18 protein-coding genes are annotated in these 22,410 nt (G+C 60.2%); 12 read left to right on the top strand and 6 right to left on the bottom strand.

Annotated elements, in window-relative coordinates:
- Window positions 1-50 precede the first annotated feature (50 nt).
- Together clpB and BR41_RS24790 are read left to right on the top strand one after the other, a co-directional pair.
- Window positions 51-2,633, top strand: coding sequence for an ATP-dependent chaperone ClpB (clpB, locus tag BR41_RS01270; protein WP_035051807.1), 2,583 nt, complete (start codon window positions 51-53; stop codon window positions 2,631-2,633).
- 134 nt (window positions 2,634-2,767) lie between these two features.
- Window positions 2,768-3,532, top strand: a complete 765-nt coding sequence (locus BR41_RS24790; protein ID WP_051709741.1) for a FecR family protein — start codon at window positions 2,768-2,770, stop codon at window positions 3,530-3,532.
- Window positions 3,533-3,605: 73 nt separating this feature from the next.
- On the opposite strand, the gene BR41_RS01260 is transcribed toward BR41_RS24790, so the two are convergent.
- Complete coding sequence (locus tag BR41_RS01260) at window positions 3,606-5,084, bottom strand: hypothetical protein (RefSeq protein ID WP_051709738.1); 1,479 nt, start codon at window positions 5,082-5,084, stop codon at window positions 3,606-3,608.
- 181 nt (window positions 5,085-5,265) lie between these two features.
- Between BR41_RS01260 and BR41_RS01255 the strand changes: the two genes are divergently transcribed.
- The 5 genes from BR41_RS01255 (at window position 5,266) to BR41_RS01235 (ending at window position 10,460) form a co-directional block, all read left to right on the top strand.
- The gene (locus BR41_RS01255) at window positions 5,266-6,879 is read left to right on the top strand and encodes an ABC transporter ATP-binding protein (RefSeq protein ID WP_035051805.1); all 1,614 of its coding nucleotides are present in this window, start codon (window positions 5,266-5,268) and stop codon (window positions 6,877-6,879) included.
- Between the two features lie 593 nt (window positions 6,880-7,472).
- Window positions 7,473-7,775, top strand: a complete 303-nt coding sequence (locus tag BR41_RS01250) for a 2TM domain-containing protein (protein ID WP_051709735.1) — start codon at window positions 7,473-7,475, stop codon at window positions 7,773-7,775.
- A gap of 44 nt (window positions 7,776-7,819) precedes the next feature.
- Complete coding sequence (locus BR41_RS01245; RefSeq protein ID WP_035051803.1) at window positions 7,820-8,893, top strand: sensor histidine kinase; 1,074 nt, start codon at window positions 7,820-7,822, stop codon at window positions 8,891-8,893.
- A gap of 5 nt (window positions 8,894-8,898) precedes the next feature.
- The gene (locus BR41_RS01240) at window positions 8,899-9,630 is read left to right on the top strand and encodes a LytR/AlgR family response regulator transcription factor (RefSeq protein WP_035051801.1); all 732 of its coding nucleotides are present in this window, start codon (window positions 8,899-8,901) and stop codon (window positions 9,628-9,630) included.
- Between the two features lie 68 nt (window positions 9,631-9,698).
- Window positions 9,699-10,460: an MgtC/SapB family protein gene (locus tag BR41_RS01235; protein WP_035051799.1), complete on the top strand. Its 762-nt coding sequence runs from the start codon at window positions 9,699-9,701 to the stop codon at window positions 10,458-10,460.
- 572 nt (window positions 10,461-11,032) lie between these two features.
- Here the strand turns inward: BR41_RS01235 and BR41_RS01230 are convergent.
- From BR41_RS01230 to BR41_RS01215, 4 genes are read right to left on the bottom strand one after another with little or no spacing between them, the layout of a single operon-like run.
- Window positions 11,033-12,085 (bottom strand): ABC transporter permease, encoded by a 1,053-nt coding sequence (locus tag BR41_RS01230; protein WP_051709732.1) that lies wholly within the window; start codon window positions 12,083-12,085, stop codon window positions 11,033-11,035.
- Entirely contained in the window at window positions 12,082-13,143 is a 1,062-nt protein-coding gene (locus BR41_RS01225; protein ID WP_035051798.1) for an ABC transporter permease subunit, read from the bottom strand. Before BR41_RS01225 ends, BR41_RS01230 begins: the two co-directional genes overlap by 4 nt.
- A 13-nt stretch (window positions 13,144-13,156) precedes the next feature.
- Window positions 13,157-13,486, bottom strand: coding sequence for a DHCW motif cupin fold protein (locus BR41_RS01220; protein WP_035051796.1), 330 nt, complete (start codon window positions 13,484-13,486; stop codon window positions 13,157-13,159).
- 12 nt (window positions 13,487-13,498) lie between these two features.
- Window positions 13,499-15,286: an extracellular solute-binding protein gene (locus BR41_RS01215; RefSeq protein WP_035051794.1), complete on the bottom strand. Its 1,788-nt coding sequence runs from the start codon at window positions 15,284-15,286 to the stop codon at window positions 13,499-13,501.
- A 71-nt stretch (window positions 15,287-15,357) separates the two neighbouring features.
- Here BR41_RS01215 and tsaB point away from each other — a divergent pair, with 71 nt between their 5' ends.
- The 4 genes from tsaB (at window position 15,358) to BR41_RS01195 (ending at window position 18,942) form a co-directional block, all read left to right on the top strand.
- On the top strand, window positions 15,358-16,038 hold the full coding sequence (gene tsaB / locus BR41_RS01210) for a tRNA (adenosine(37)-N6)-threonylcarbamoyltransferase complex dimerization subunit type 1 TsaB (protein WP_035051791.1): 681 nt from the start codon (window positions 15,358-15,360) through the stop codon (window positions 16,036-16,038).
- Complete coding sequence (gene rimI, locus BR41_RS01205) at window positions 16,035-16,502, top strand: ribosomal protein S18-alanine N-acetyltransferase (RefSeq protein WP_035051789.1); 468 nt, start codon at window positions 16,035-16,037, stop codon at window positions 16,500-16,502. The genes tsaB and rimI overlap by 4 nt, the downstream gene beginning before the upstream one ends.
- Window positions 16,499-17,362 carry a uracil-DNA glycosylase gene (locus BR41_RS01200; protein ID WP_035051787.1) on the top strand — a complete coding sequence of 288 codons (864 nt, stop codon included), beginning with the start codon at window positions 16,499-16,501 and terminating at the stop codon, window positions 17,360-17,362. The genes rimI and BR41_RS01200 overlap by 4 nt, the downstream gene beginning before the upstream one ends.
- Window positions 17,363-17,607: 245 nt before the next feature.
- Window positions 17,608-18,942: a DUF3422 family protein gene (locus BR41_RS01195; RefSeq protein ID WP_051709728.1), complete on the top strand. Its 1,335-nt coding sequence runs from the start codon at window positions 17,608-17,610 to the stop codon at window positions 18,940-18,942.
- A gap of 297 nt (window positions 18,943-19,239) precedes the next feature.
- Here BR41_RS01195 and BR41_RS23415 read toward each other — a convergent pair whose 3' ends face one another.
- Entirely contained in the window at window positions 19,240-19,542 is a 303-nt protein-coding gene (locus BR41_RS23415) for a class IIb bacteriocin, lactobin A/cerein 7B family (RefSeq protein ID WP_084186754.1), read from the bottom strand.
- A gap of 1,041 nt (window positions 19,543-20,583) precedes the next feature.
- Here BR41_RS23415 and BR41_RS01180 point away from each other — a divergent pair.
- On the top strand, window positions 20,584-21,897 hold the full coding sequence (locus tag BR41_RS01180; RefSeq protein ID WP_035051779.1) for an NAD(P)/FAD-dependent oxidoreductase: 1,314 nt from the start codon (window positions 20,584-20,586) through the stop codon (window positions 21,895-21,897).
- Window positions 21,898-22,410 lie beyond the last annotated feature (513 nt).

Here is a 22,410-nt window from a genome sequence, read left to right as displayed (position 1 = left end):
TACATGCCCATTTACAGTGCAAAGCCACTGCACATGAAGGGTTATTGCATATGCGTTTCGACAAACTCACCACCAAGTTCCAGGCCGCCATCGCCGATGCCCAAAGCCTGGCACTCGCCAACGATGCCGGTTTCATCGAGCCGACTCACCTGCTGCTCGCCCTGCTGAACGATGCTGACTCCGGCACCGGTTCCTTGCTGGCCCGCGCTGGCGTGCACGTAGATCGCCTCAAGACCGCGCTCGGCAATGCCATCGAGCACGCACCGAAAGTCGCCGGCACCGATGGCGAAATCACCGTCTCCAAAGACCTGGGCAAGCTGCTCAACCTGACTGACAAAGCCGCTATGCAACGCGGCGATCAGTTCATCTCCACCGATCTCTTTCTGTTGGCGCTGGCGGACGACAAATCCGAAGCCGGCCGGCTGGTCAAGGAATACGGCGGCAACAAAGTAGCGATCACCGCCGCCGTCGACGCCGTCCGTGGCACCGATACCGTCAACGATGCCAACGCCGAACAGCAACGCGAAGCCCTCGCCAAGTACTCCATCGATCTGACCGAACGCGCCCGTGCCGGTAAGCTCGACCCGGTGATCGGCCGTGACGACGAAATCCGCCGCGCCATCCAGGTGCTGCAACGCCGCACCAAGAACAACCCGGTGCTGATCGGCGAACCGGGCGTGGGCAAGACCGCGATTGTTGAAGGGCTGGCCCAACGCATCGTCAACGGCGAAGTGCCGGAATCGCTCAAGCACAAGCGCGTGCTGACGCTCGATCTGGCCGCCCTGCTGGCCGGCGCCAAGTATCGCGGCGAGTTTGAGGAACGCCTGAAGGCCGTGCTGAACGACATCGCCAAGGATGAAGGCAGCACCATCATCTTCATCGATGAAATCCACACCATGGTTGGCGCAGGCAAGGCCGAGGGCGCGATGGATGCGGGCAACATGCTCAAGCCGGCGTTGTCTCGCGGAGAGCTGCACTGTATCGGCGCAACCACGCTGGATGAATACCGCAAATACATCGAGAAAGACGCCGCGCTGGAGCGCCGCTTCCAGAAAGTGCTGGTCGATGAACCGAGCGTGGAAAGCACCATTGCCATCCTGCGTGGCCTGCAGGAAAAGTACGAAATCCACCACGGCGTGGAAATCACCGACCCAGCCATCGTCGCCGCGGCCGAGCTGAGCCACCGCTACATCACCGACCGCTTCCTGCCGGACAAGGCCATCGACCTGATCGATGAAGCTGCCGCCAAGATCAAGATGGAAATCGACTCCAAGCCGGAAGTGATGGACAAGCTCGAACGCCGGCTGATCCAGCTCAAGATCGAGCGCGAGGCGGTCAAACGCGAGAAGGACGAGGCATCGAAAAAGCGTTTCGGCCTGATCGAAGACGAGATCAAGGTACTGGAAAAGGAATACAACGACCTCGAAGAAATCTGGAAAGCCGAAAAGGCCGCCGTGCTTGGCAGCCAAGCCATCCGCGAGGAAATCGAGCAAGTAAAGCAAGCGATGGAAGCTGCGCAACGGCGTGGCGAATGGGACAAGGCCAGCGAGCTGCAATACGGCAAGCTGCCTGATCTGGAAGCCAAGCTCAAGGCGGCGGAAGCCTCGGAAGCCGGCAGCAACAGCAAACCGCGCCTGCTGCGCACGCAAGTCGGCGCGGAGGAAATCGCCGAGGTCGTCAGCCGTTCCACCGGCATTCCGGTCGCCAAGATGATGCAAGGCGAGCGTGAAAAGCTACTGAATATGGAAGACGCCCTGCATCAGCGCGTGGTCGGTCAGGACGAAGCGATCCGGCTGGTGTCGGATGCCATCCGCCGCTCACGCTCTGGCCTGGGCGACCCGAACCGTCCCTATGGCTCGTTCCTGTTCCTCGGCCCGACTGGCGTCGGCAAGACGGAGCTGACCAAAGCGCTGGCGCAATTCCTGTTCGATTCGGATGAACATCTGATCCGCATCGACATGAGCGAATTCATGGAGAAGCACTCGGTCGCCCGCATGATCGGCGCGCCTCCCGGCTATGTCGGCTATGAGGAAGGCGGCTACCTGACCGAGGCCGTGCGCCGCAAGCCGTACAGCGTGATCCTGCTCGATGAAGTCGAAAAAGCACACCCGGACGTGTTCAACGTGCTGCTGCAAGTGCTGGACGATGGCCGCCTCACCGATGGCCAAGGCCGCACGGTGGACTTCAAGAACACGGTCATCGTGATGACGTCCAACCTGGGTTCGCAGCAAATCCAGATGATGGCAGACAGCGACTATCAACTGGTCAAGCTGGCAGTGCTAGCCGAAGTGAAAACCCATTTCCGGCCGGAATTCGTCAACCGGATCGACGAAATCGTGGTGTTCCACGCGCTGGCGCAAGAACAGATTCGCGGTATTGCGCGCATCCAATTGCTGCGACTGGAGCAGCGACTGGCGCAGATGGAGATCATCCTGAAGGTGAGCGACACCGCGCTCGATCTGATCGCCGAAGCCGGTTTCGACCCAGTCTATGGCGCGCGGCCGCTGAAGCGGGCCATTCAGTCCGAGATCGAAAACCCGCTCGCCAAGCGTTTGCTATCCGGCGAATTCGGGCCAAAAGACGTGATTCAGGTGGACGTGCAAGACGGCCATATCGCGTTCAACAGAGCCTAGCGATTCGGCGGCAGTCAGCTTGCCGCCTATCGCGATGCAACATCTGCCGCCGCAAGGCGGCTTTTTCTTTGCTATACACATGTCGAGAACCCTGATTCTTACTTTAATCTTTGCTAATACAAGGAGTCTTCGTCATGAAACGATTGATCGTCTTTTTGCTGATCACCTTGCTGCCGGTGTTTGGTTTCGCGGCGGCAACGGTCAAATCAACCAAGGGCGCTGTTACCATTACCCCCGTCAGTGGCTCGAACTTTCCCGCCTCGGTTGGCATCAAGCTGGATACCGGCGCCAAGATCACCACCGGTGCGGATGGGCTGGTGGTACTGAATTTCGATGACGGTCAAATCATTGCACTGGAAAAGAACTCCCAATTCTCGATCGACAAATACAGCTACGAAGCGGCCAAACCGGCGCAAGGCAGCGTATTTCTCTCCCTATTCAAAGGCGCGCTTCGCTCCGTGACCGGTTTGGTGGGCCACGCCAATACCAAGGCTTTCCAACTGACGACACCGCAAGCCACCATCGGTATTCGCGGCTCTGACTGGATGGCGGCCTTGCAAGGCAATGACTTGTTCACCGGCGTCAACAGCGGTGGCATCGTGGTGAACAACACGGCCAATTCACTGTTGGTTGATGGCGGCCAGTACTCCCTCACACCCGGCTTGTCGACTGCCACCCACCTCATCTCACGATCGCAATTACCGGCGGGTATCTTCGGCAGCTTGCCATCGCTGACCTTGGGCGGTGTCGCTGCAACGGGTGCAGCTGGTGGTGCAGGCGCTGTCGGCGGCGTCTCCTCGACCGCAGTCGCAATCGGCGTAGGCGTTGCCGCGGTGATCGGCGTTGCGGCTAGCAACGACTCGTCGACCACGCACGATTCGTCAACGACGCACCACTGATCGTCACTCGCAACCGTTCTGCCAAACAAAAAGAGCGGCTCATCCGAGCCGCTCTTTTTTATGCCCAAATCCGTTATGGACGCTTGGGCAAGCCGAATTGGTACATCAAGCTCAAGTCATACACCGGCGAGCTCAACTCACCCTTGATGGATTTGACCCGGCCCGCGCTGCCGCGCAATTGCCAACCCGGCGTGAGGTTGTAGCCAAGGAACAACATCGGTTGCACGATCGCGCCGCCGTGGCTGGATACACCACCGCCGCCCGCAGCACCGGCAGCCAGCTCAGCGCCGGCCACCAGCTTGTTCGACGCGAACGCGTTCTGCCAGCCCACACCGAACAAGCCAACCGAATACGCCCCGGCATCCCCAGCGAACGCGCTATGCGCCTGGCCGGTCATGTAAAGGCCTTGGCCCAGATCGCGCTCGATGCGCAAACCGATGGTATCCAGCGCCTTCGTTTCACCAGTGCGACGCTGTGCCGAGCTATAGCGCTGCACACTCGAGCCCCAACGCCAGCCATCGAGATTGGCACTGCTGCGGCCGGCTTCAGGATGATCCAGCGCGAATTGCAACTGCGCACTGCCGTAGTACGCCCGGAACTTGCCTTGCGGCGCATCCGCCAGTCCACCTTCCACTTGCACGCTCAAGTCGCGGCTGAGCGCGACACGGCTGAATACAGCCGCTTTACCCATCAGACCGCCCTTGGTATCGATTGAACCACCGCCGCCAGCGCCCAACGCCGCCTTGCCGCCCAGATACAGCGTGTTGCCGATGACCGGTGTTTCCCAACCCAGGTAGCCAAGGACTTCGGCGTAACCATCCGAGCCGCCCTTGGCTGCGCCTGCCGCCTCGATCCCCCACAGCCAGCCGTTGCTCAAATCCTGCTGCATATCGACGCCGGCGAATCCCACCTTCCGGCGATTGTCGACACCGGTCTTGTCACCGCCATCACGCGGCTTGTACACGCCGCCGCGCAGACCGATGCGATCGAAACCCACCCCACCACGTTGATCAGTCATCAGGCTCTTGCCCACCTCGCCAACAGCGGTGAGATAGAACGGATCATCGATCGCCCACACCACCCCCAGCTGATTGCTGCGGATATCGCCGTTGGGGAAACGCACTTGCGATACCGAAACGCCTGCGCGTTGCCGGCCCCACGCCCATGTCAGATCAACGTGCGGGCGTAGCATCAAGCCACCGCCCACTGGGGCCGCACCGCCACCACCGCCGCCGACATAAACGCCGGCATCCAGCGCCAGCTTGTCGTACAAGGGCTGCCGCCATAGGGTTTCCCAGCCGCCGGTAAAGAACCCGCCACGCTGGCCGGATACCGCGCCATAGGCGGCCGGGCCGACATACAAACCAGGGACGGTTTCGATCAGGTAAGTGGCGCCGACCAGGCCCAGGTGTTCATCACCCGGCAGCTTGATCGATTCGTAGCCGAGGCGGAACGTCGCCTGGTGGCTGGAAAGGGCAACATCGTCGGCAACGGCAGCGCCGGAAAATGCAGCGGTAAGGCAGGCGACGGCGAGTTTGATCTGGAAGCGCATGGGAGAATGTTCTCAAACTTTCAATTCGCCGAAGTATGCCTGTAAATAGGCCATTCCGGCCAAAATCGATTGTCATTGGCATCGAGAAAAAGACAAGAAAATGCTCGAAATGCGGACGGCATCACATACAGCGAAACGACGGGTTATAGTGTGCCGCACACCATAACCAACCCCGCTGCCGATGAACGCACCGCTCCTTGATATTGAAGCGCTTTCCGTCGCCTACCCAACGCTGACGCAGCCTGCGGTCGACGCTATCTCGCTCATCTTGGTCGCTGGTGAAACGCTAGCGCTGGTGGGCGCATCCGGCTCCGGCAAAAGCGTGACTGCGCGAGCGATCCTGCGGCTCGATCCAGATGCAAGCTACACCGGCGCAATCCGCTTTCAGGGCAACGATTTACTCCAAGCCAGCGAGAAAGACATGCGCCGGGTACGCGGCGCGCAAATCGGCATGGTGTTTCAGGAACCGTTATCGGCGCTCAACCCGGTATTGCGGATCGGCGATCAGATCAGCGAAGTGCTCGGCCTGCATCGCGGCTTGGCTGGCGCTGCCGCGCAGGCCGAGATGCGGGTTCTGCTGGACAAGGTCGGCCTGACCGAACCCGACCGCATGCTGAATGCCTTTGCGCATCAGCTCTCCGGTGGCCAGCGCCAGCGGGTATTGATCGCCATGGCACTTGCCGGCCAACCCAAGCTGCTGATTGCCGACGAGCCGACCACCGCACTTGATGCCCACTTGCGCCGCCAGATCCTGCGCTTGATGCAAACGCTGGCGATGGATGCACGGGCGGGATCGAAAATGGGGCTGCTACTGATCTCGCATGATTTGAACCTGGTGCGCGACTTTGCCGATCGCGTTGCAGTCATGGAGAACGGCCGTATCGTCGAAACCGGCCAGACCGCCGATCTGTTCGCCAACCCGCAGCACGCCTACACTCAAGCCTTGTTGGCGGTGCAGCGGCAGCGCTTGAGCAGTGACTTGCCCAGCGATGCCGTCGATGCATTCAGCGCCACCGGCATGCGCTGCACCTACCGTCGCAGCCGCGGCTGGTTCAAGCCGGCCGAAGCATTCTCCGCCCTCGCCCCACTTGATTTCGCCATCCAGCGTGGCGAAACGCTGGGCATCGTCGGCGAATCTGGCTCGGGCAAAACCACGCTGGGCTTGGCCTCACTGCGGTTGATTCGCGAAGCGAGCGGCCAAATCCATTTAGGCACCGGAGGCCGTTTCGACACCTTGCACGGCTCCGCATTACGCGATGCACGCCGCCATATCCAGATCGTACTGCAAGACCCGTTCGCCTCGCTCTCGCCGCGCATGACGGTGGCGGAAATCGTCGGTGAAGGCCTACGCGTGCATCAGCCACACCTCACCGAAGCCGAGCGCCGCGCCCAAGTGATCATCGCCTTGGCGGAGGTTGGCTTGAGCGAGGACATTCTGGAGCGTTACCCGTACTCGTTCTCCGGCGGTCAGCGACAGCGCATCGCCATCGCCCGTGCCTTGGTGCTGAAGCCGGCCGTGTTGGTGCTCGACGAACCCACCTCCGCGCTCGATGCCCACATCGGCTTGCAAGTGCTGGAACTGCTCGCCCGACTGCAACGCGAGCATGGACTGGCCTATCTGCTGATCACCCATGACCTCGCTGTCATTCGGGCATTGGCGCATCGGGTGCTGGTGCTCAAAAGTGGCGAGGTGGTTGAAGCCGCCGATGTCAGGCAGCTCTTTGACGCGCCACAGCATCCATATACGCGGGGTTTGCTGGCGGCGGAGTTTGGGGAAGAGGTGCTGGAGGGGTGAATCATTGATCATGGGTTTGGAAAGCACCCTCACCCCGGCCCCTCTCCCGTAAACGGGCGAGGGGAGCCAACCGCGACCCTGCTAACTTGAAACGCCACCGCACCAAATCAAGTCCCCCTCTCCTTCAAGGAGAGGGCCGGGGTGAGGAGGGTCTGCCCCCCTTTCAAAAGCGCCCCGCCAGCCAGACTAGCACGGGGGTTTCGGGGATCGAGTGTTTGAGGGCTTTAGCCCGAGTTTTCGATTCCCGCCCGTGACGGGCTGGCTGGCGGGGGAATCTGGCGCTTGCGCCAGACGCTTTTGCAGGGTCGCCTTTCTTGGCTTACTTTCTTTGGCGAGACAAAGAAAGTGAGTCGGCCCGCGGGACGAACTCCCGCTGTAACGCCTTTACCTGCGCCATCGGCGCTGAACCCCGTCCGCCGGGCGGAACCGGCATGTAACGCCCTTGACCGCGTCGCAGGCGCATAACGAACAACGCCAACAACTCATCCACAGCAACAGCACCTCATCCCCCACCACCGCACCTCATCGCAACCCCCAGCAAACACCGCCCCAGCATCGCATGCTTCCAGCATCACCCCACCCTGGAGCCAGCGATGACCACCCCCTACTTCACCACCCTCGATCAAGCACGTGACCACGCCCACAAGCTGGCCGCGTTTTACCGCCACCTCTGCCTGTACGTGCTGATTTGCGGTGGTTTATCGGCACTGAATTTCCTGCAAACGCCGCACTACTTCTGGGCGGGCTGGGTCTGGTTCGGCTGGGGGATCGGCATGGCATCGCATGCGCTCCGCCTGTTCACACGCGGGCCGCTAGGTCAGGACTGGATTGAGCGTAAAGCGAGCGAGCTGCACAACGCACAGCAGACCGCCACGCACCAGCAAGACCGGCGCTAAAACCCGGTTGCCCATATCCCACTGACATGGCACGCTCCGACGCGATGAAAACCCGATTGACCGACCTCGACCCACGCCAGCGGCGCAAACGCGCGTTGACCAATCTTGGCTTGCTGCTGCTGATCAACAACCTGATTGGCTTGTATCTGACGTCGAACGACCCGTACACGCCGTTCTGGCACTACTTCATCATCAGCAACGCCGTGGGCCTGAGCATCGATGCCTCCGGGCATTTGCTGCATCTGCTGGTACGTGACCGCATGCCGATCTGGCTGTATTACATCATCGCCGTGCCAATTGGCATGACGGTCGGCTTCAAACTGGCGGCCATGCTTGGCGCCAAGGATGTTCTTGCGTTGGTGACCGATCACTTCGAAAGCAGTGGTCACTGGGTATTGATCAGCACCGTCCTTATCTCTGTCGCCGCCTGCACGTTCTTTTACCTGTACCACAGCCGGGTCGAAATCCGGCTGGCGCTGGAAGCCGAACGCAGCCAGCGCGCTGAAGCGCAACAGGCCGAGGCCATTGCCCGGCTCGGCATGCTGCAGGCGCAGATCGAACCGCATTTCCTGTTCAACACCCTCGCCAACGTGCAAAGCCTGATCGAGCGCGACCCACCCGCTGCCCGCGCCATGCTGGAGCAACTCAACCGCTACCTGCGCGCCAGCCTCGCCCGCACGCGTCGGCCAGACAACACGCTGGCGGACGAGCTGCAACTGGTGACCGCCCTGCTGGAAATCGCCCGCATGCGCCTGGGTGACCGGCTAAGTTACCGGGTCGACATCCCGACCGCCCTGCACGCCCTGCCCATGCCACCGCTACTGCTACAGCCACTGGTCGAAAACGCGCTGGAACACGGCATCGAGCCCGCCATTGCAGGCGGTGAGATCGTCATCGATGGCCGGCAAGACGGCGATACGATCATTCTGCGAGTACTAGACAGCGGCCTTGGCCTGACCGACACCACCGATAGCGATGGCGTCGGCCTCGCCAATATCCGCGCCCGGCTCGATCAGCTGTACGGCGCACGCGGTCGGCTGGCGCTGTACCCGAATACGCCCTCCGGCGTGATTGCCGAGCTAACCTTGCCCTGCTCTCAAGACAAATCAACAGGCTAGCCCCCATGCCCACCGCCCTGATCGCCGACGACGAACCGCTGCTGCTGGATGAACTCGCCAGCCAACTGGCGATGCTATGGCCGGAGCTGGACATCATCGCCCGCGCCAAAAACGGTGCCGAAGCCTTGGCTGCACTCAATCGGGAGCAACCGGATTTCGCTTTTCTCGACATCCGCATGCCGGGTCTCACCGGGCTGGAGGTCGCCAAGAGCACCGCCAGCCGCACACGCATCGTGTTCGTTACTGCCTACGATGCCTACGCCCTCGCCGCCTTCGACGCCTCAGCCGTCGATTATGTGTTGAAGCCCGTCGAAACCAGCCGACTTGCCGCGTGCATTGCCAGGCTGCAGCGAGCAAACGGGCCACAGCCTGATTGGCAACAGGCACTCTCCACCGTCAACGCCCGACCAGCCTCACTGGAATGGCTGACGGTCGGCCTGGCCGACACCACCCGCCTCGTCGCCGTCGGTGAAGTGATCTATTTCGAGGCGAAGGACAAATACACCGAAGTGGTCACCACGCACGAGCGCCACCTGATGCGCACGCCGCTCAAGGTGCTGCTGGCGCAATTGCCGGCCGGTCGCTTCAGCCAGATCCACCGCAGCGTGATCGTGAGCCTGCCAGCGGTGGATCGGATCGAGAAGGATTTGCTGGGCCGGCAGCGGCTGTATCTGCGGGGCCGGGAAGAGGTATTTACGATCAGCCGCAGTTTCGCCGGCCAGTTCAAGCAGATGTAAGGCAGTTCTGTCAGCCATTTGCAACGCCCGAGCTATGCTCAACACATGCTTACTGCCGGAGTGGCACCATGTTCGACCTCACGCAACTGACCGGATACTGGTCGCCCGAAGAGTGGCAAAGCAACCTGATCGTCGTCTTGCATTTGCTGGGCGCCCTCACGCTGGGGCTGGCCTTGGGCTACGAACGCAGCTACCACGGCCGTGCCGCCGGTATGCGGACTTACGCGCTGGTATGCGTGGCGTCCTGCGCACTGGTCGTCATTCTGGGCACGCCGCATGCGTGGTTTGGCGGCAGGCTGTCGGTCAGCCAACTGCCGGCTGCCGTCGCGGCTGGAGACCCCACCCGCGTGATCCAGGGCATCGTGACCGGCATCGGATTTCTGTGCGCCGGGGTGATCATGAAGGAAGGCATCAATATCAGCGGTTTGACCACGGCGGCGTCGATGTGGGTGGCTTCCATCATCGGCATTCTGGTCGGCGTGGGCTTCTATCTGTCAGCCATCGTGCTGACCGTCATCTGCGCCGGCGTGATGATGTGGGGGGTACGGCTGGAAAACCTGTTGCCGTCACACCCGGCGATTGCAGTCATGTTGCTGAGCAAACCGGGCGTCAAGTTCCATGAGGGGGAGTTGCGCAGCTTCATGGGCAATCACCAGTATGTGATTGCAGGCGAATCCATTGTGATCAGATGCCACCAGCAGCAGCAAGAGTGGCACTTTGTCTGCATCGCCAAGACGCGGCATTCCAGTTCGCGATTGAGTCAGTTGGCGGAATTGTTGCCGCAGTTTGAGGGGGTGGCGGAGTACTCGCTGAATCATGCGAGGAATTGAGCCTGCGGCAGGCTGGAATCATGTAGCCCGGACGGCTTTGCCGGCCGGGGTGCACCGTTTGCGTTAATGCTGCGTAGGGTTTTAGCGCCGTTGGCGCGAGTAAAGGCATTTCAAGCGGGAGTTCGTCCCGCATGCCGACTCACTTTCTTTGTCTCGCCAAAGAAAGTAAGCCAAGAAAGGCGACCCTGCAAAAGCGTCTGGCGCAAGCGCCAGATGCCCCCGCCAGCCAGCCCGTCACGGGCGGGAATCGAAAACTCGGGCTAAAGCCCTCAAACACTCGATCCCCGAAACCCCCGTGCCGGGCTGACTGGCGGGGCACTTTTGAAAGGGGGGCAGACCATCCTGACCCCAGCCCTCTCCTGTGAAGGAGAGGGTGACTTGGGTTGATGCTGTAGTGCTTCACATTGAGCTGGGCTGCTTGGTTTTCTCCCCTCGCCCTCGCGTGCAAGGCTTTAGCCTTGCTCAGTTATTAGTGGAAGAGGGGCCGGGGGTGAGGGCTGCTATCAAGGACCGCGTTCTTTTCACCACCCTCACCCCCAACCCCTCTCCCGTAAACGGGCGAGGGGAGAAAATTACGTCCCCTCTTGCGTCCTTGGATCAAACGCTGCCCTTAACCCCTCCCCCACAAACACCAGCAGCAGCAACATCCCAACCAGCACCACAAAAGTAGAAAGCGAAATCCACCACGCATCCAGATTGCCCTTGCCCTGCTCCAGCAACTCGCCCAGCGTCGGCACGTCTGCCGGCACACCAAGCCCGAGAAAAGCGAAGGCCGTGAGCGCCAGTACCGCGCCACTCATACGGAACGGCAGGAAAGCAATCACCGAAGTCATCGAGTTCGGCAGCAGGTGGTGGCGGATGATCTGCCAGTCCGTCAGACCCAATGCCCGGGCAGCAGTCACGTATTCCAGATTGCGGTTACGCAGAAACTCACCGCGCACGTAGTCCGACAAGCCCATCCAGCCAAACACCGACAACACCACGAACAGCACGATCAGGCTTGGTTCGAACATCGACACCAGGATCAGCAGCAGATACAGCTCCGGCACCGACGACCAGACTTCGATCAGCCGCTGCATGGTCAGATCGACCTTGCCGGCGAAGTAGCCCTGAATCGCGCCGAAGAAGATACCCAGCACGCAGCCGACCGCCGTCAGCGCCAGCCCGAACAGTAGCGACACGCGAAAGCCGTACAACAGCCGCGCCAAAATGTCCCGACCACGGTCATCAGTGCCAAGCCAGTTCACGCGGGACGGTGGTGCGGGGTTGGGGCTGGGTGCGAAGTAGTTGAGCGTATTCGGGCCGTACCGATTCGGCGCGAACACCGCCCAGTTGTCACCAGCCGTGATGCGTCGCTGGATGTACGGATCGAGATAATCCGCCGGCGCCGGGAAGTCACCGCCAAAGGTCGTTTCCGCGTAATCCTTGAAGATCGGGAAGTACGTCTGGCCTTGGTAATGCACAATCAGCGGCTTGTCGTTCGATACCAGCTCTGCCGCCAGACTGACCACCAGCAGCACCGCCAGAATCAGCAAGCTGATATAGGCCCGTCGCTGTTGGGTAAAGCGACGCCAGCTGCGTTGCCACGGGCCGGGATGGCGCAAGACGGTCGTTGGCATCGTCATGCCGGCGCTCCTTCAAACCGCAACCTCGGGTCAACCAGCACGTAGCACAGGTCAGAGGCCAGCTTGGTCAGCAGCCCAAGCAGCGAGAACAGGAAGAGTGTGCCGAGCACCACCGGGTAATCGCGGCGGATCACCGACTCATACGACAGCAGCCCGAGGCCATCGAGCGAGAACAGCGTTTCGATGAGCAGCGCACCGGTGAAGAACGCACCGATAAACGCCTCAGGGAAGCCCGTCACGATCGGGATCATCGCGTTGCGGAACACATGCTTCCAGCGGATGCGCGACTCGGCCAAGCCTTTGGCGCGCGCTGTCAGCACGTATTGTTTGTGGATTTCTTCCAGCATGCTGTTCTTGGTCAGCATCGCCACTACGGCAAAACTGCCGACGACCATGGTGGTGATCGGCAACACCAGATGCCACAGGTAATCCATGACCTTACCCGGCAGCGAAAGCTGCGCCCAGTTATCCGACGTCAGCCCCCGCAAGGGGAAGAGCTGCCAGAACGTGCCACCGCCAAACAACACCAGCAACACCACGCCCAGCACGAAGCCGGGAATCGCATAGCCCACCATCAGCGCCAGCGTTGTCGCCGCATCGAAGCGGCTGCCATGCCGTACTGCTTTGGCGATGCCGAGCGGCACGGCGATCAGGTAGGTCAGAAAAAACGTCCACAAACCGAGCGAGATCGAAACCGGCAATTTGGACACCACCAGCGACCACACGCTTTGATGGTGGTAATAGCTCTCGCCCAGATCGAAGGTGGCGTAGCGCTTGAGCAGCGTCCAGAAACGCACCGGCGCGGGCTGATCGAAGCCGTAATAGGCCCTGATCTCCTTGAGCCGCTCCGCATCGAGTCCCTTGTTGCCTTGGTAGAACGCACCGCCGCTCTGCCCCGCCCCACCCGCTTCACCGCCACCACCACGGGCCTTGAGCTGATACACCAGTTGTTCCACCGGCCCGCCGGGCACGAACTGGATCACCACAAAGCTGAGCAGCAAGATACCGAACAGTGTCGGCAACATCAGGGCGAGGCGCTTGAGCAGGTAGCGGGTCATCCAATATGCCCCATCAATCCACGATGAACAGCAACGCGCCGTCCACCGTCGACGAGCGATGCGGCTCGGCGTTATCTGCCACTTGGTAGCTCATGCCCGGCTTGAGCGTAAACACGCGGCCGTCGTCCAGTTCGGTGTGCAGCTCGCCATCCAGGCACAGCAGGATGTGGCCCTTTTTGCACCAATGGTCCGCCAGATAGCCGGCCGAATACTCGACCAGCCGCACGCGAATCTCGCCGAATTGCTGCGTGCGCCACAAGGCGACACCGGTTTCGCCGGGGTGCTCGGTTTGATCGATGCCCGACCAATCGGTGATACCGAAGGGGATGTTCTGCATGTGCATGATTCAAGACTCCTAGGGTTGCCGCCACCACGTCGAAACAATCCAACCGGCTGCCGGGTAGTACTGCGGCAGGGTCGCCGGAAAGCGCAAGGTGTTGCGATAAGCGATGCGATGCGTGCGGCTGTACCAGTGCGGGATCACGTAATAACCATTGCGCAGCACCCGATCGAGCGCCCGCACGGCAGTTACGCGCTCGGCGCGGGTTTCGCTGGCGACAATGGCATCGATCAACCTGTCCACTGCCGGGTCGGCCACGCCAATGACGTTGCTCGATCCTTCAGTCTTGGCCGCCTTGCTGCCAAACAAGTCATACAGCTCGTTGCCCGGCGTTTGCGTATCGCCATAGTGCAAGGTAGTGACATCGAAATCGAAGCCATCCAGCCGCTTTTGGTACAGCGCGAAATCGGCCGTTCGTGGGCGGACGGTAATACCAAGCTTTTGCAGATTGCGTGACCAAGGGGCCAGCACTTTCATCATCGAACCCGAATCATCGAGGTATTCGATGCTGAACGGCTCGCCCTTGGCGTTGCGCAACGCGCCGTCACGGTAAGTCCAGCCTGCTTGCGCCAGCAGATCACGTGCTTGCAACAAGTTGGCGCGTAGCGAGTCGGGCGGCTGGGTGGCGGGCGGCATCGGCACCGGGCCGAACACAGCGGGGTTGAGCTGTTTACGCAATGGCTCCAGCAGCTTCAACTCACCCGGCGTGGGCAGGCCGGTGGCAGCCAGTTCGCTGTTCGAATAGAGGCTGTCCATCCGCACGTACAAGTCATAGAACAGCTGCTTGTTGAGCCAATCGAAATCCAGCGCCAGGCCCAACGCCTTGCGCACGCGCCAATCGGCAAATTGTGGCCGACGGGTATTGAGGATGAAACCCTGAAACCCGGCGGTATTGTGGTGCATGAACTCGTGCTTGATCAGTTCGCCAGAGCGAAACTTGGGGCCGTTGTATTGGCGCATCCATTGGCGGGCGATGGATTCGACATTGAAATCGAATTCGCCCGCCTTGAAAGCTTCCAGCTTGACCACTTCATCCTTGTAGAAGCGCCAGGTCATGCGATCGAAATTGAACATGCCGCGCCGGGTCGGCAAGTCACGCCCCCAGTAATTGGCATTGCGCTTGAAGGTGATGCTGCGGCCAGCATCGAAGTGCTCGATCCGGTACGGGCCGCTGCTGATCGGCGGCGTTAGCCCGAGTTTGTCGAATGGTTTGTTGCCGACCCATTTATCCGAAAACACCGGCAGCGTAGCGACGATCTGCGGCAGCTCCGGGTTCTTGCGCTTGAACGTGAAACGGATCATGAGGCGATCCAGCACCGTTACCGCTTTTACATCCGCGAGCATGGCCGCGTATTGCGGTGCGGCCTGCTTGCTGATGAGCATGTCGAAGCTGTATTTCACGTCCTTGGCGGTTACCGCGTCGCCATTGTTGAAACGTGCCTTCGGATTGATATGGAAGGTGGCGGAAAGCCCATCTGCTGCCACGCTCATGTCATCGGCCAGCAAGCCGTAGACGGTGGCCGGTTCATCCAGGCTACCGGTGGCCAGACTCTCGAACATCAGCTCGCCCACCCCGACCGGTGCCGTGCCCTTGAGGATAAAGGGGTTGAAGGTATCGAAGCTGGTGCGCCGATCCGGATTCGCCATCAGCAGCTCGCCGCCTTTGGGGGCATCCGGGTTCACGTAATCGAAATGGGTGAAGCCGGCCGGATATTTCGGCGTATAGCCGAGCGCAATGGCGTGATCGGCGAGGGCGACGTGGGCGAACGTCATCAACAGGCAGGCGACTAAGATTCGTCTCATGCGCCGATCATAGCCGAGGCCGCCTGAGCGGGCATGTTAGAATCGCGGCCACTGATTTATCTGCGACACCCATGGCTTTTCTCGCCCTCGACACCTCCACCGAACACCTTTCGCTCGCGCTCACCACGCCGACCGGCATCGTTGCGCGCGACTGGCATGTCGGCCAGCGCCACGCCGAACATTCCTTGCCCTATCTGGAAGCGTTACTGATCGAAACCGGCATCGCCCGTGAACAGATCGAAGGCGTTGCCTACGGTATGGGGCCGGGCTCGTTCACCGGCCTGCGCATCGGCTGTGGCATCGCGCAAGGACTGGCGTTTGGCTTGGGCGTGCCGCTGATTGGCATTTGCACGCTGGAAGCGCTGGCGGCACAAGTGGATGGCGACCGCGCCTATGTCTGCCTCGATGCGCGGATGAATCAAGTCTACGTGGCCGCCTATGAACGTGATGGCAGTCGCTGGCATGAAGTCATCCCCCCAACACTGGCCGACCCGGATGCCGTACCGCTGCCGGATACCGACGGCTGGATCGGCCTTGGCAGCGGCTTTGCCGCTTATGGCGATGCGCTCACCGGCCACTTGGGCGCGCATCTCGCGTCCACCCTGCCCGACCGCTTCCCCCGCGCCGTCGAAATCCTCACCCTCGCCCTGCCGCGTTTTGCCGCTGGCGAAGCACTGGCCCCGCACGATGCACCGCTGCTCTACCTGCGCGACAAAGTGGCCCTGAAAACCCACGAGCGGCCGAAGAAGTGACCACGCAGCTGGAACTGCTCACCCCTGCCGATCACGCCACCTTGGTCGCGCTCGATGCCGCCACCAACCCGCACCCGTGGACCGCCAAGCAATGGCAGGACACCTTCAACGTGCAACGCGTATTCGGCCTGCGTGATGGCACCAAGGTCATTGGCGCAGCCGTCGTCAGCCGGGTGCTGGATGAAGCAGAACTGCTGATGATCGCCATCGCGCCGGATCGGCAAGGCAACGGGCTGGGCCGCCATTTGCTCGAAGCGCTGCTCAGCCAACTCGGCCGCGAAGGCGTGCGAGAAATGTTTCTGGAAGTGCGTGCCGGCAATGCCCGAGCGCAAGCGCTGTACCAAGCCGTCGGCGCGAACGAGATCGGCCAGCGGCGCGACTATTACAAAGGCGCAGACGGCGGTCGGGAAGACGCCCATCTCTACGCCTTCTATCTCAGCCACGATGGGGAGCAAGCGCCATGAGCCGCACCGCCCGCGTCCTTGAAGTGCTTGGTCTTGCCCCGCTGTGGGTACGGCGTGAACGGCTGGCGGAACTACAAGCCGCTCAGTTGCAGGCCGAAGCCGCCAACGAACCGGCACAGCCGGAAGCACGCGTTGAACGCGAATCCGCTGCGCCCGTTGCTGATGCACCCGCCCCGGTCGAACGCCCTGCCTCGCAGCGCCCCGCTCCACCGACCGTTGTCGTCCCCTCCCCGGCCAGCCGTGCCGCGCAGGAACCGCAGCAAATCGTGCAGCCAGCCGATGCCCGCAGCGCCCGCATTGCCGGACTCGATTGGGATGCATTGCAAGCCGAAGTCGCCGAGTGCACCGCCTGCAACCTGTGCCATAGCCGGACGCAAACAGTATTCGGCGTCGGCAATCCACAAGCCGAGATTCTGATCGTCGGCGAAGCGCCCGGCGCAGAAGAGGACAAACGCGGCGAGCCCTTTGTCGGTGCGGCTGGCAAGCTGTTGGACAATATGTTGACTGCGATTAGCGAAAAACGCGGCGAGCGCGTCTTCATTGCCAACGTGCTCAAGTGCCGCCCGCCCGGCAACCGCAACCCGACGGTGGAAGAAGTAGCCAAGTGTGCGCCGCTGCTGCAACGTCAGATCGAACTGATCAAACCCAAGGTGATCTTCGCCAGCGGCCGGTTCGCGATCCAGACGCTACTGGAAACCGATGCCCCGGTCGGCGCGCTGCGCGGCAAGGTGCACCAGTACAAGAGCATTCCGGTGGTGGTCAGCTATCACCCGGCCTATCTGCTGCGCAACCTGCCGGACAAGGCCAAGGCGTGGCGGGATTTGCTGTTGTTGAAGGCGACCTTCAAGCAGCAAGGTTGAGCAACCACATCTCCCGGCCACCAACGGTGTCCGGGCTACATGACACAACAATCCCCCCGTAGCCCGGACAGTTTCACCGGCCGGGGCAGCTGCGCTTGAACAGGCATAAACACCCCCGGTCACCCAAGGATGTCCGGTCTACGAAAATCCTGGCTGTTGCGTTTTAGCCATTAAATTTGCTGCGACGCAACATACAACCCCAATCGGCGTTAGGATAGGAGGCGTCTTCCCACAAGGAGTACGCCATGGACGCCGTTACCACCCCCACCGCGTTCCCCCATCCTCCGCTTGATCTCAAGCTGACCGATCACCCGCAACGCCTCGCGCTCAGCAACGAAGCCCACGCCCGCCCCTACGCGCTGATGCTCACGCCCAGCCGTGTCACCCACATCGCCTACCTGCACCGCAACCTGAGTCCGGCTCAAGAGCTATGGCTCTACGGCGAGCTGGCGTTGCGCTTCGGCAAAACACCGCCCAAGACGGGCGATAACCACTACAACGCCGACCTCGGCCCGTGCCGGATCAAATGGGCACGCCACGGCGAGTTTTCTGCGCTCACCGTCATTACGCCGGGGCTCGATGCCCACGCCCCGTTCGCCGAGCCGGCGCTGGCCACGTTGCCGGAAGAGTGGCGGCAACAACTGCCCGGCAATGTACTGATGGCAGCGCATGCGCTGCTGCTACCACAAGTGGAAATGCCGGTCGGCTGGCAAACCATCTCCAGCAAGTATTTCGACGGCAACGACCTGATCGGCGCGGAAATCGGCGAAGGCGCGGGCATGGCCTATACCGACTTCCGCATCCACGAGGACGGCTTCTCGCGCTATGTGATCGCCGACCGCTACATGGGCCGCCGGCAAGGCGGGCGCATGCTGCAACGGCTGTTCGAGATCGATACCTACCGGATGATGGCGTTTCTGGCGCTACCGCTCGCCAAGTCGATCTCGCCCGAGTTGACCGAAGCCGATCGCGAGCTGGCGGAACTCACCAGCGCCATGCAGCAAGCCAAGCAAGCGGACGAACCGATCCTGCTCGACCGGCTCACGCAACTAGCCGGGCGGATCGAGAGCGCGCTGTCTCGCACCGATTACCGTTTCTCCGCCGCGCACGCCTACTACGAAATCGTGAAAAGCCGCATCAGCGAGCTACGCGAAGTGCGTATCCACGGCCTGCAACCGTTCCAACAATTCATGGAGCGGCGGCTCAGCCCGGCGATGGATACCTGTAACGCTGTCGCCCGCCGCCAGCGCGAACTCGCCGCCCGCGTCAGCCGCGCCACCGCCCTGCTGCGCACACGGGTAGACGTCACCCGCGAGCAGCAAAATCAGGAACTACTCACCTCGATGGAGCGCCGCGCCACCTTGCAACTGCGCTTGCAAGAAACGGTGGAAGGCTTATCGATCGCCGCGATCACGTACTACACCATCGGCTTGCTCGGTTATGGCTTCAAGGGGTTGAAAGCGGCCGGGGTCGGGCTGAACGTGGAAGTTGCAACGGCACTTTCCATTCCGGTCGTGGCGGGATTGATCGCGCTAGGATTGCGCCGAATGCGGCAGGCGTTGATGAAGGAGCACGGCTAGCGCGGCGAGAAACCATCGCAGCCCGATGGACAGCCGAACGGGGTATTCGCCTCGTCCCGCCCCTTACTGGCTAAGAGCATGAGTGTGGAATAGCACGACCGCGATCATTCCTCTTGGTGGGCTGATCACATGGGACTCACTGAAAATGAAACACTCCCCAGTAATACCGGGGAGTGTTTCCAACTACCTTGCATTGCGAACAAAGCCCTTAAAACCATGCCAGCGAATATAAGTAGCAACAAATCACGCGGCAAATATACACATCACAAGGGGCAGGGCTTTTTCAGTCGCACTTAATTAAGGTGCAAGAACCTTTGGAATATTTGTCTTGCAGAAGTCGATAACCTCTTGCACCCCAACGACGGCACCAGCGACGAAACCGCTAATTGCACCGACAACGCTACCGACAGGACCGGCAACAACAGCGCCAATCAAGCCAAAGCCCCAACCACCAATTTTCCCACCCAATTTAGTGCCCAAGAAAAGGCCAAAACCATTGCCAGCAATAGCGCCAAGGATCCCGCCAGCTAGAATATCCGAAAGGCGTGTAGCGATCCCGCCGGATACCGATTGAAGTTCAACTTGATTCAATTCACGCATAATTACTATCCAATTCAAAATATAAAAATTGCTAACATCGGAAAATCAAACCGTCCCGACTTCGGTTAATGCCCAAGTGTCAGGCACCAAGGTAAATTCTGCACATCCGTGGAGTTACCGCACGTCTACCGACGGCATTTTCATAAGTTCGATCACGGCATTTCAAGCAAATTTCGCCAGCGACAAAATACGACACTATGTGCAGAAGAATCGACAAGCAGAATCTTGTCTTCCATCCCGATTTTTTACATGGCAACAATATACGTCTGCGCAGCAAACAAATCTCAACATGTGGAAATGAAAATCTGTATTCGTCCACCAAAGCCGCCAATCGAATTCATTGCAGCCTACAAGAAAACAAAATCTTTTAAAAACAAAACAAAACACTTACAAAAACAATGGACACCCATAAAACAAGACTCCCCTACGAAATAATTCGCATGTAATCAGTTTTTTGAACAAAACAAATAAACCAACAAGAAATCAATAAATAACCCCTTAAAATTCATATATAAAATATAAAAACAATGCACAACCAAAGTTGTCGTTTTTCTTTCCACTCCCAGCTGCTTACCAGCTACTCTTTTAGCTAATGACAGCGTGGATTAATTCTTTCTGAATATCGTAGTTTGATATCGAAAAGATTCAGTGCAGTCAGGTCGCTAGCTGCTCGATTTCGATGCCGCCAAGATGCCCCCAAGTTACGACCCAAGACGCCCTGGGTGTCTAAGAGCCTGTTCAAAGTCTTCTTTGGCAACGGAGTTACGTTGCCATTCCCCCCTTTTTATGTCGTGCGAATCTTTGATTCGCTCAGGCATAGGGGCTAGGAGGGATTTCTGCGACATCTCAGCATCTACCGGCGTCGAAATCCCCCTCAATCCCCCTTCAAAAAGGGGGAAGTAAAACCCTGCAGTGCTCAAGTTGACAGTTTGCGAGACTTTGAACAGCCTCCAAGAACACCCGGTCTTGCCGAACACGAGCCTTTCGACCATCGCCACCGCATGGCATGCTCAGGTCATTCAATCCACGTGGAGCGGCACCATGGGCAGTAGCAAAGCAAGCATCCCTCGAATCGTGATCGTTGGCGGCGGCGCAGGCGGGCTGGAGTTGGCGACCAAGCTCGGTCGGCGGCTCGGGGCCAAGAAACGGGCTGAGATTGTTCTGATCGACGCCGCGGCAACGCACATCTGGAAACCGCTGCTGCATGAGGTCGCTACCGGCGCACTCAACACCGGCGAAGACGAAGTGAATTACTTCGGTCATGCCCACCGCAACGGCTATCGCTTTGAGTTCGGCTATATGGATGGGCTGGATCGCGAGCGCAAGGTGGTACGCATTGCCGAGGTACGGGATGACACGGACGAACTGCTCGCCGAACCACGCGAGATCGGCTATGACACGCTGGTGCTAGCGCTTGGTGCAATTGCCAACGATTTCGGCACACCCGGCGCACAAGACCACTGCATGTTCTTGAACACGCCGGAAGACGCCGAAAAACTGCGCAAGAAAATCCTCGCGTTGTCCTTCGCGGTCGGCGCCTCCGGCAATCCGGTCAAAAAGCTCAATATCGGCATCGTCGGTGGCGGGCCGACCGGTGTGGAACTCGCAGCAGAGATCGATCACACCATCCGCGAAATGCATAACTACGGCGCGGGCCTGACGCCGGCCCAGCTGGAAATCACCATCATCGAAGGCGCGGAACGCATTCTCTCCACCGCACCGGAATCGCTCTCCCATTACGCCACCGATGCACTGGCCGAACGCGGCATCCTCGTGGCCTGCAATAGCCGCGTGTCTGAGGTGACCGATGCCGGCTTCGCGCTCGCCAACGGTCGTACCATCGCCTCCGATATCCGCGTCTGGGCTGCTGGTGTGAAAGCCGCCCCGTGGCTGACCACGCTCGGGCTGGCGACCAACCGCTTCAACCAGATCGAAGTGACCACCACCTTGCAAACGCTGACCGACAAACACATCTTCGCGCTCGGCGACTGCGCCAACGCGCCGGATGGTGAAGGCGGCAAGCCCTTGTCCGCCACCGCGCAGGTCGCCCACCAGCAAGCCAGCTGGCTCGCCGACGCGCTCGAAACACTGTTGGCCGGCCGCGAGGTCAAGCCGTTCGTGTTCAAACCGCAGGGCGTCATCGTCTCGATCGGCAAGCACACCGCCGTCGCCAGTCTGGCCTCGGTCGTCGGCCCCAAGCGCGACTATTACGTGGAAGGCCGTGGCGCGAAGCTGATCTATGCGTCGCTCTATCGGCTGCACCAGGCAGCGGTGCATGGCTGGGTGCTGGCTGGCCTGCTGTGGATCGGCGATAAACTGCGGCGTGCGGCGCAACCGGCGTTGAAGTTGCATTAATCGCTTGTTCAGGGCCTTTTAGTTATGCGCCTACGGCACAGATAAAGGCGCGTTACAGCGGGATTCCGTCCCGCGGCCGGGGAAGGGACTTTGTCTAAACGCCTAAGAGCCTGTTCAAAGTCTTTTTTGGCAGCGGTTTACGTTGCCATTCCCCCCTTTTGTGTCGTGCGAATCTTTGATTCGCTCAGGCATAGGGGTTAGCGGGGCTTTCTGCGACATCTCAATATACGACCGGCGTCGAAATCCCCCTCAATCCCCCTTCGAGAAGGGGGAAGTAAAACCCTGAAGCGTTTCAAGCTGACAGTTTGCGAGACTTTGAACAGCCTCTAAGGTCTCGCGACATAGCGCGAAGGGGAGAAAACCGCCAGTGCCACCATCGCGGCAAAAGGAAGCGTCTTTGTAGGGCGCAATCCCCGTGGCGTGCGAATCTTTGATTCGCTCAGCTATGAGGCATTGCGCCGCATCTGCTCCAAGGCCCCCCTCGCAAGCGCCAACACCTCATCAAAAAGAAAT

The sequence above is a fragment of the Andreprevotia chitinilytica DSM 18519 genome (assembly GCF_000711875.1).
GTDB lineage: Bacteria > Pseudomonadota > Gammaproteobacteria > Burkholderiales > Chitinibacteraceae > Andreprevotia > Andreprevotia chitinilytica.
This window is presented reverse-complemented; position numbering and strand designations above follow the sequence as displayed.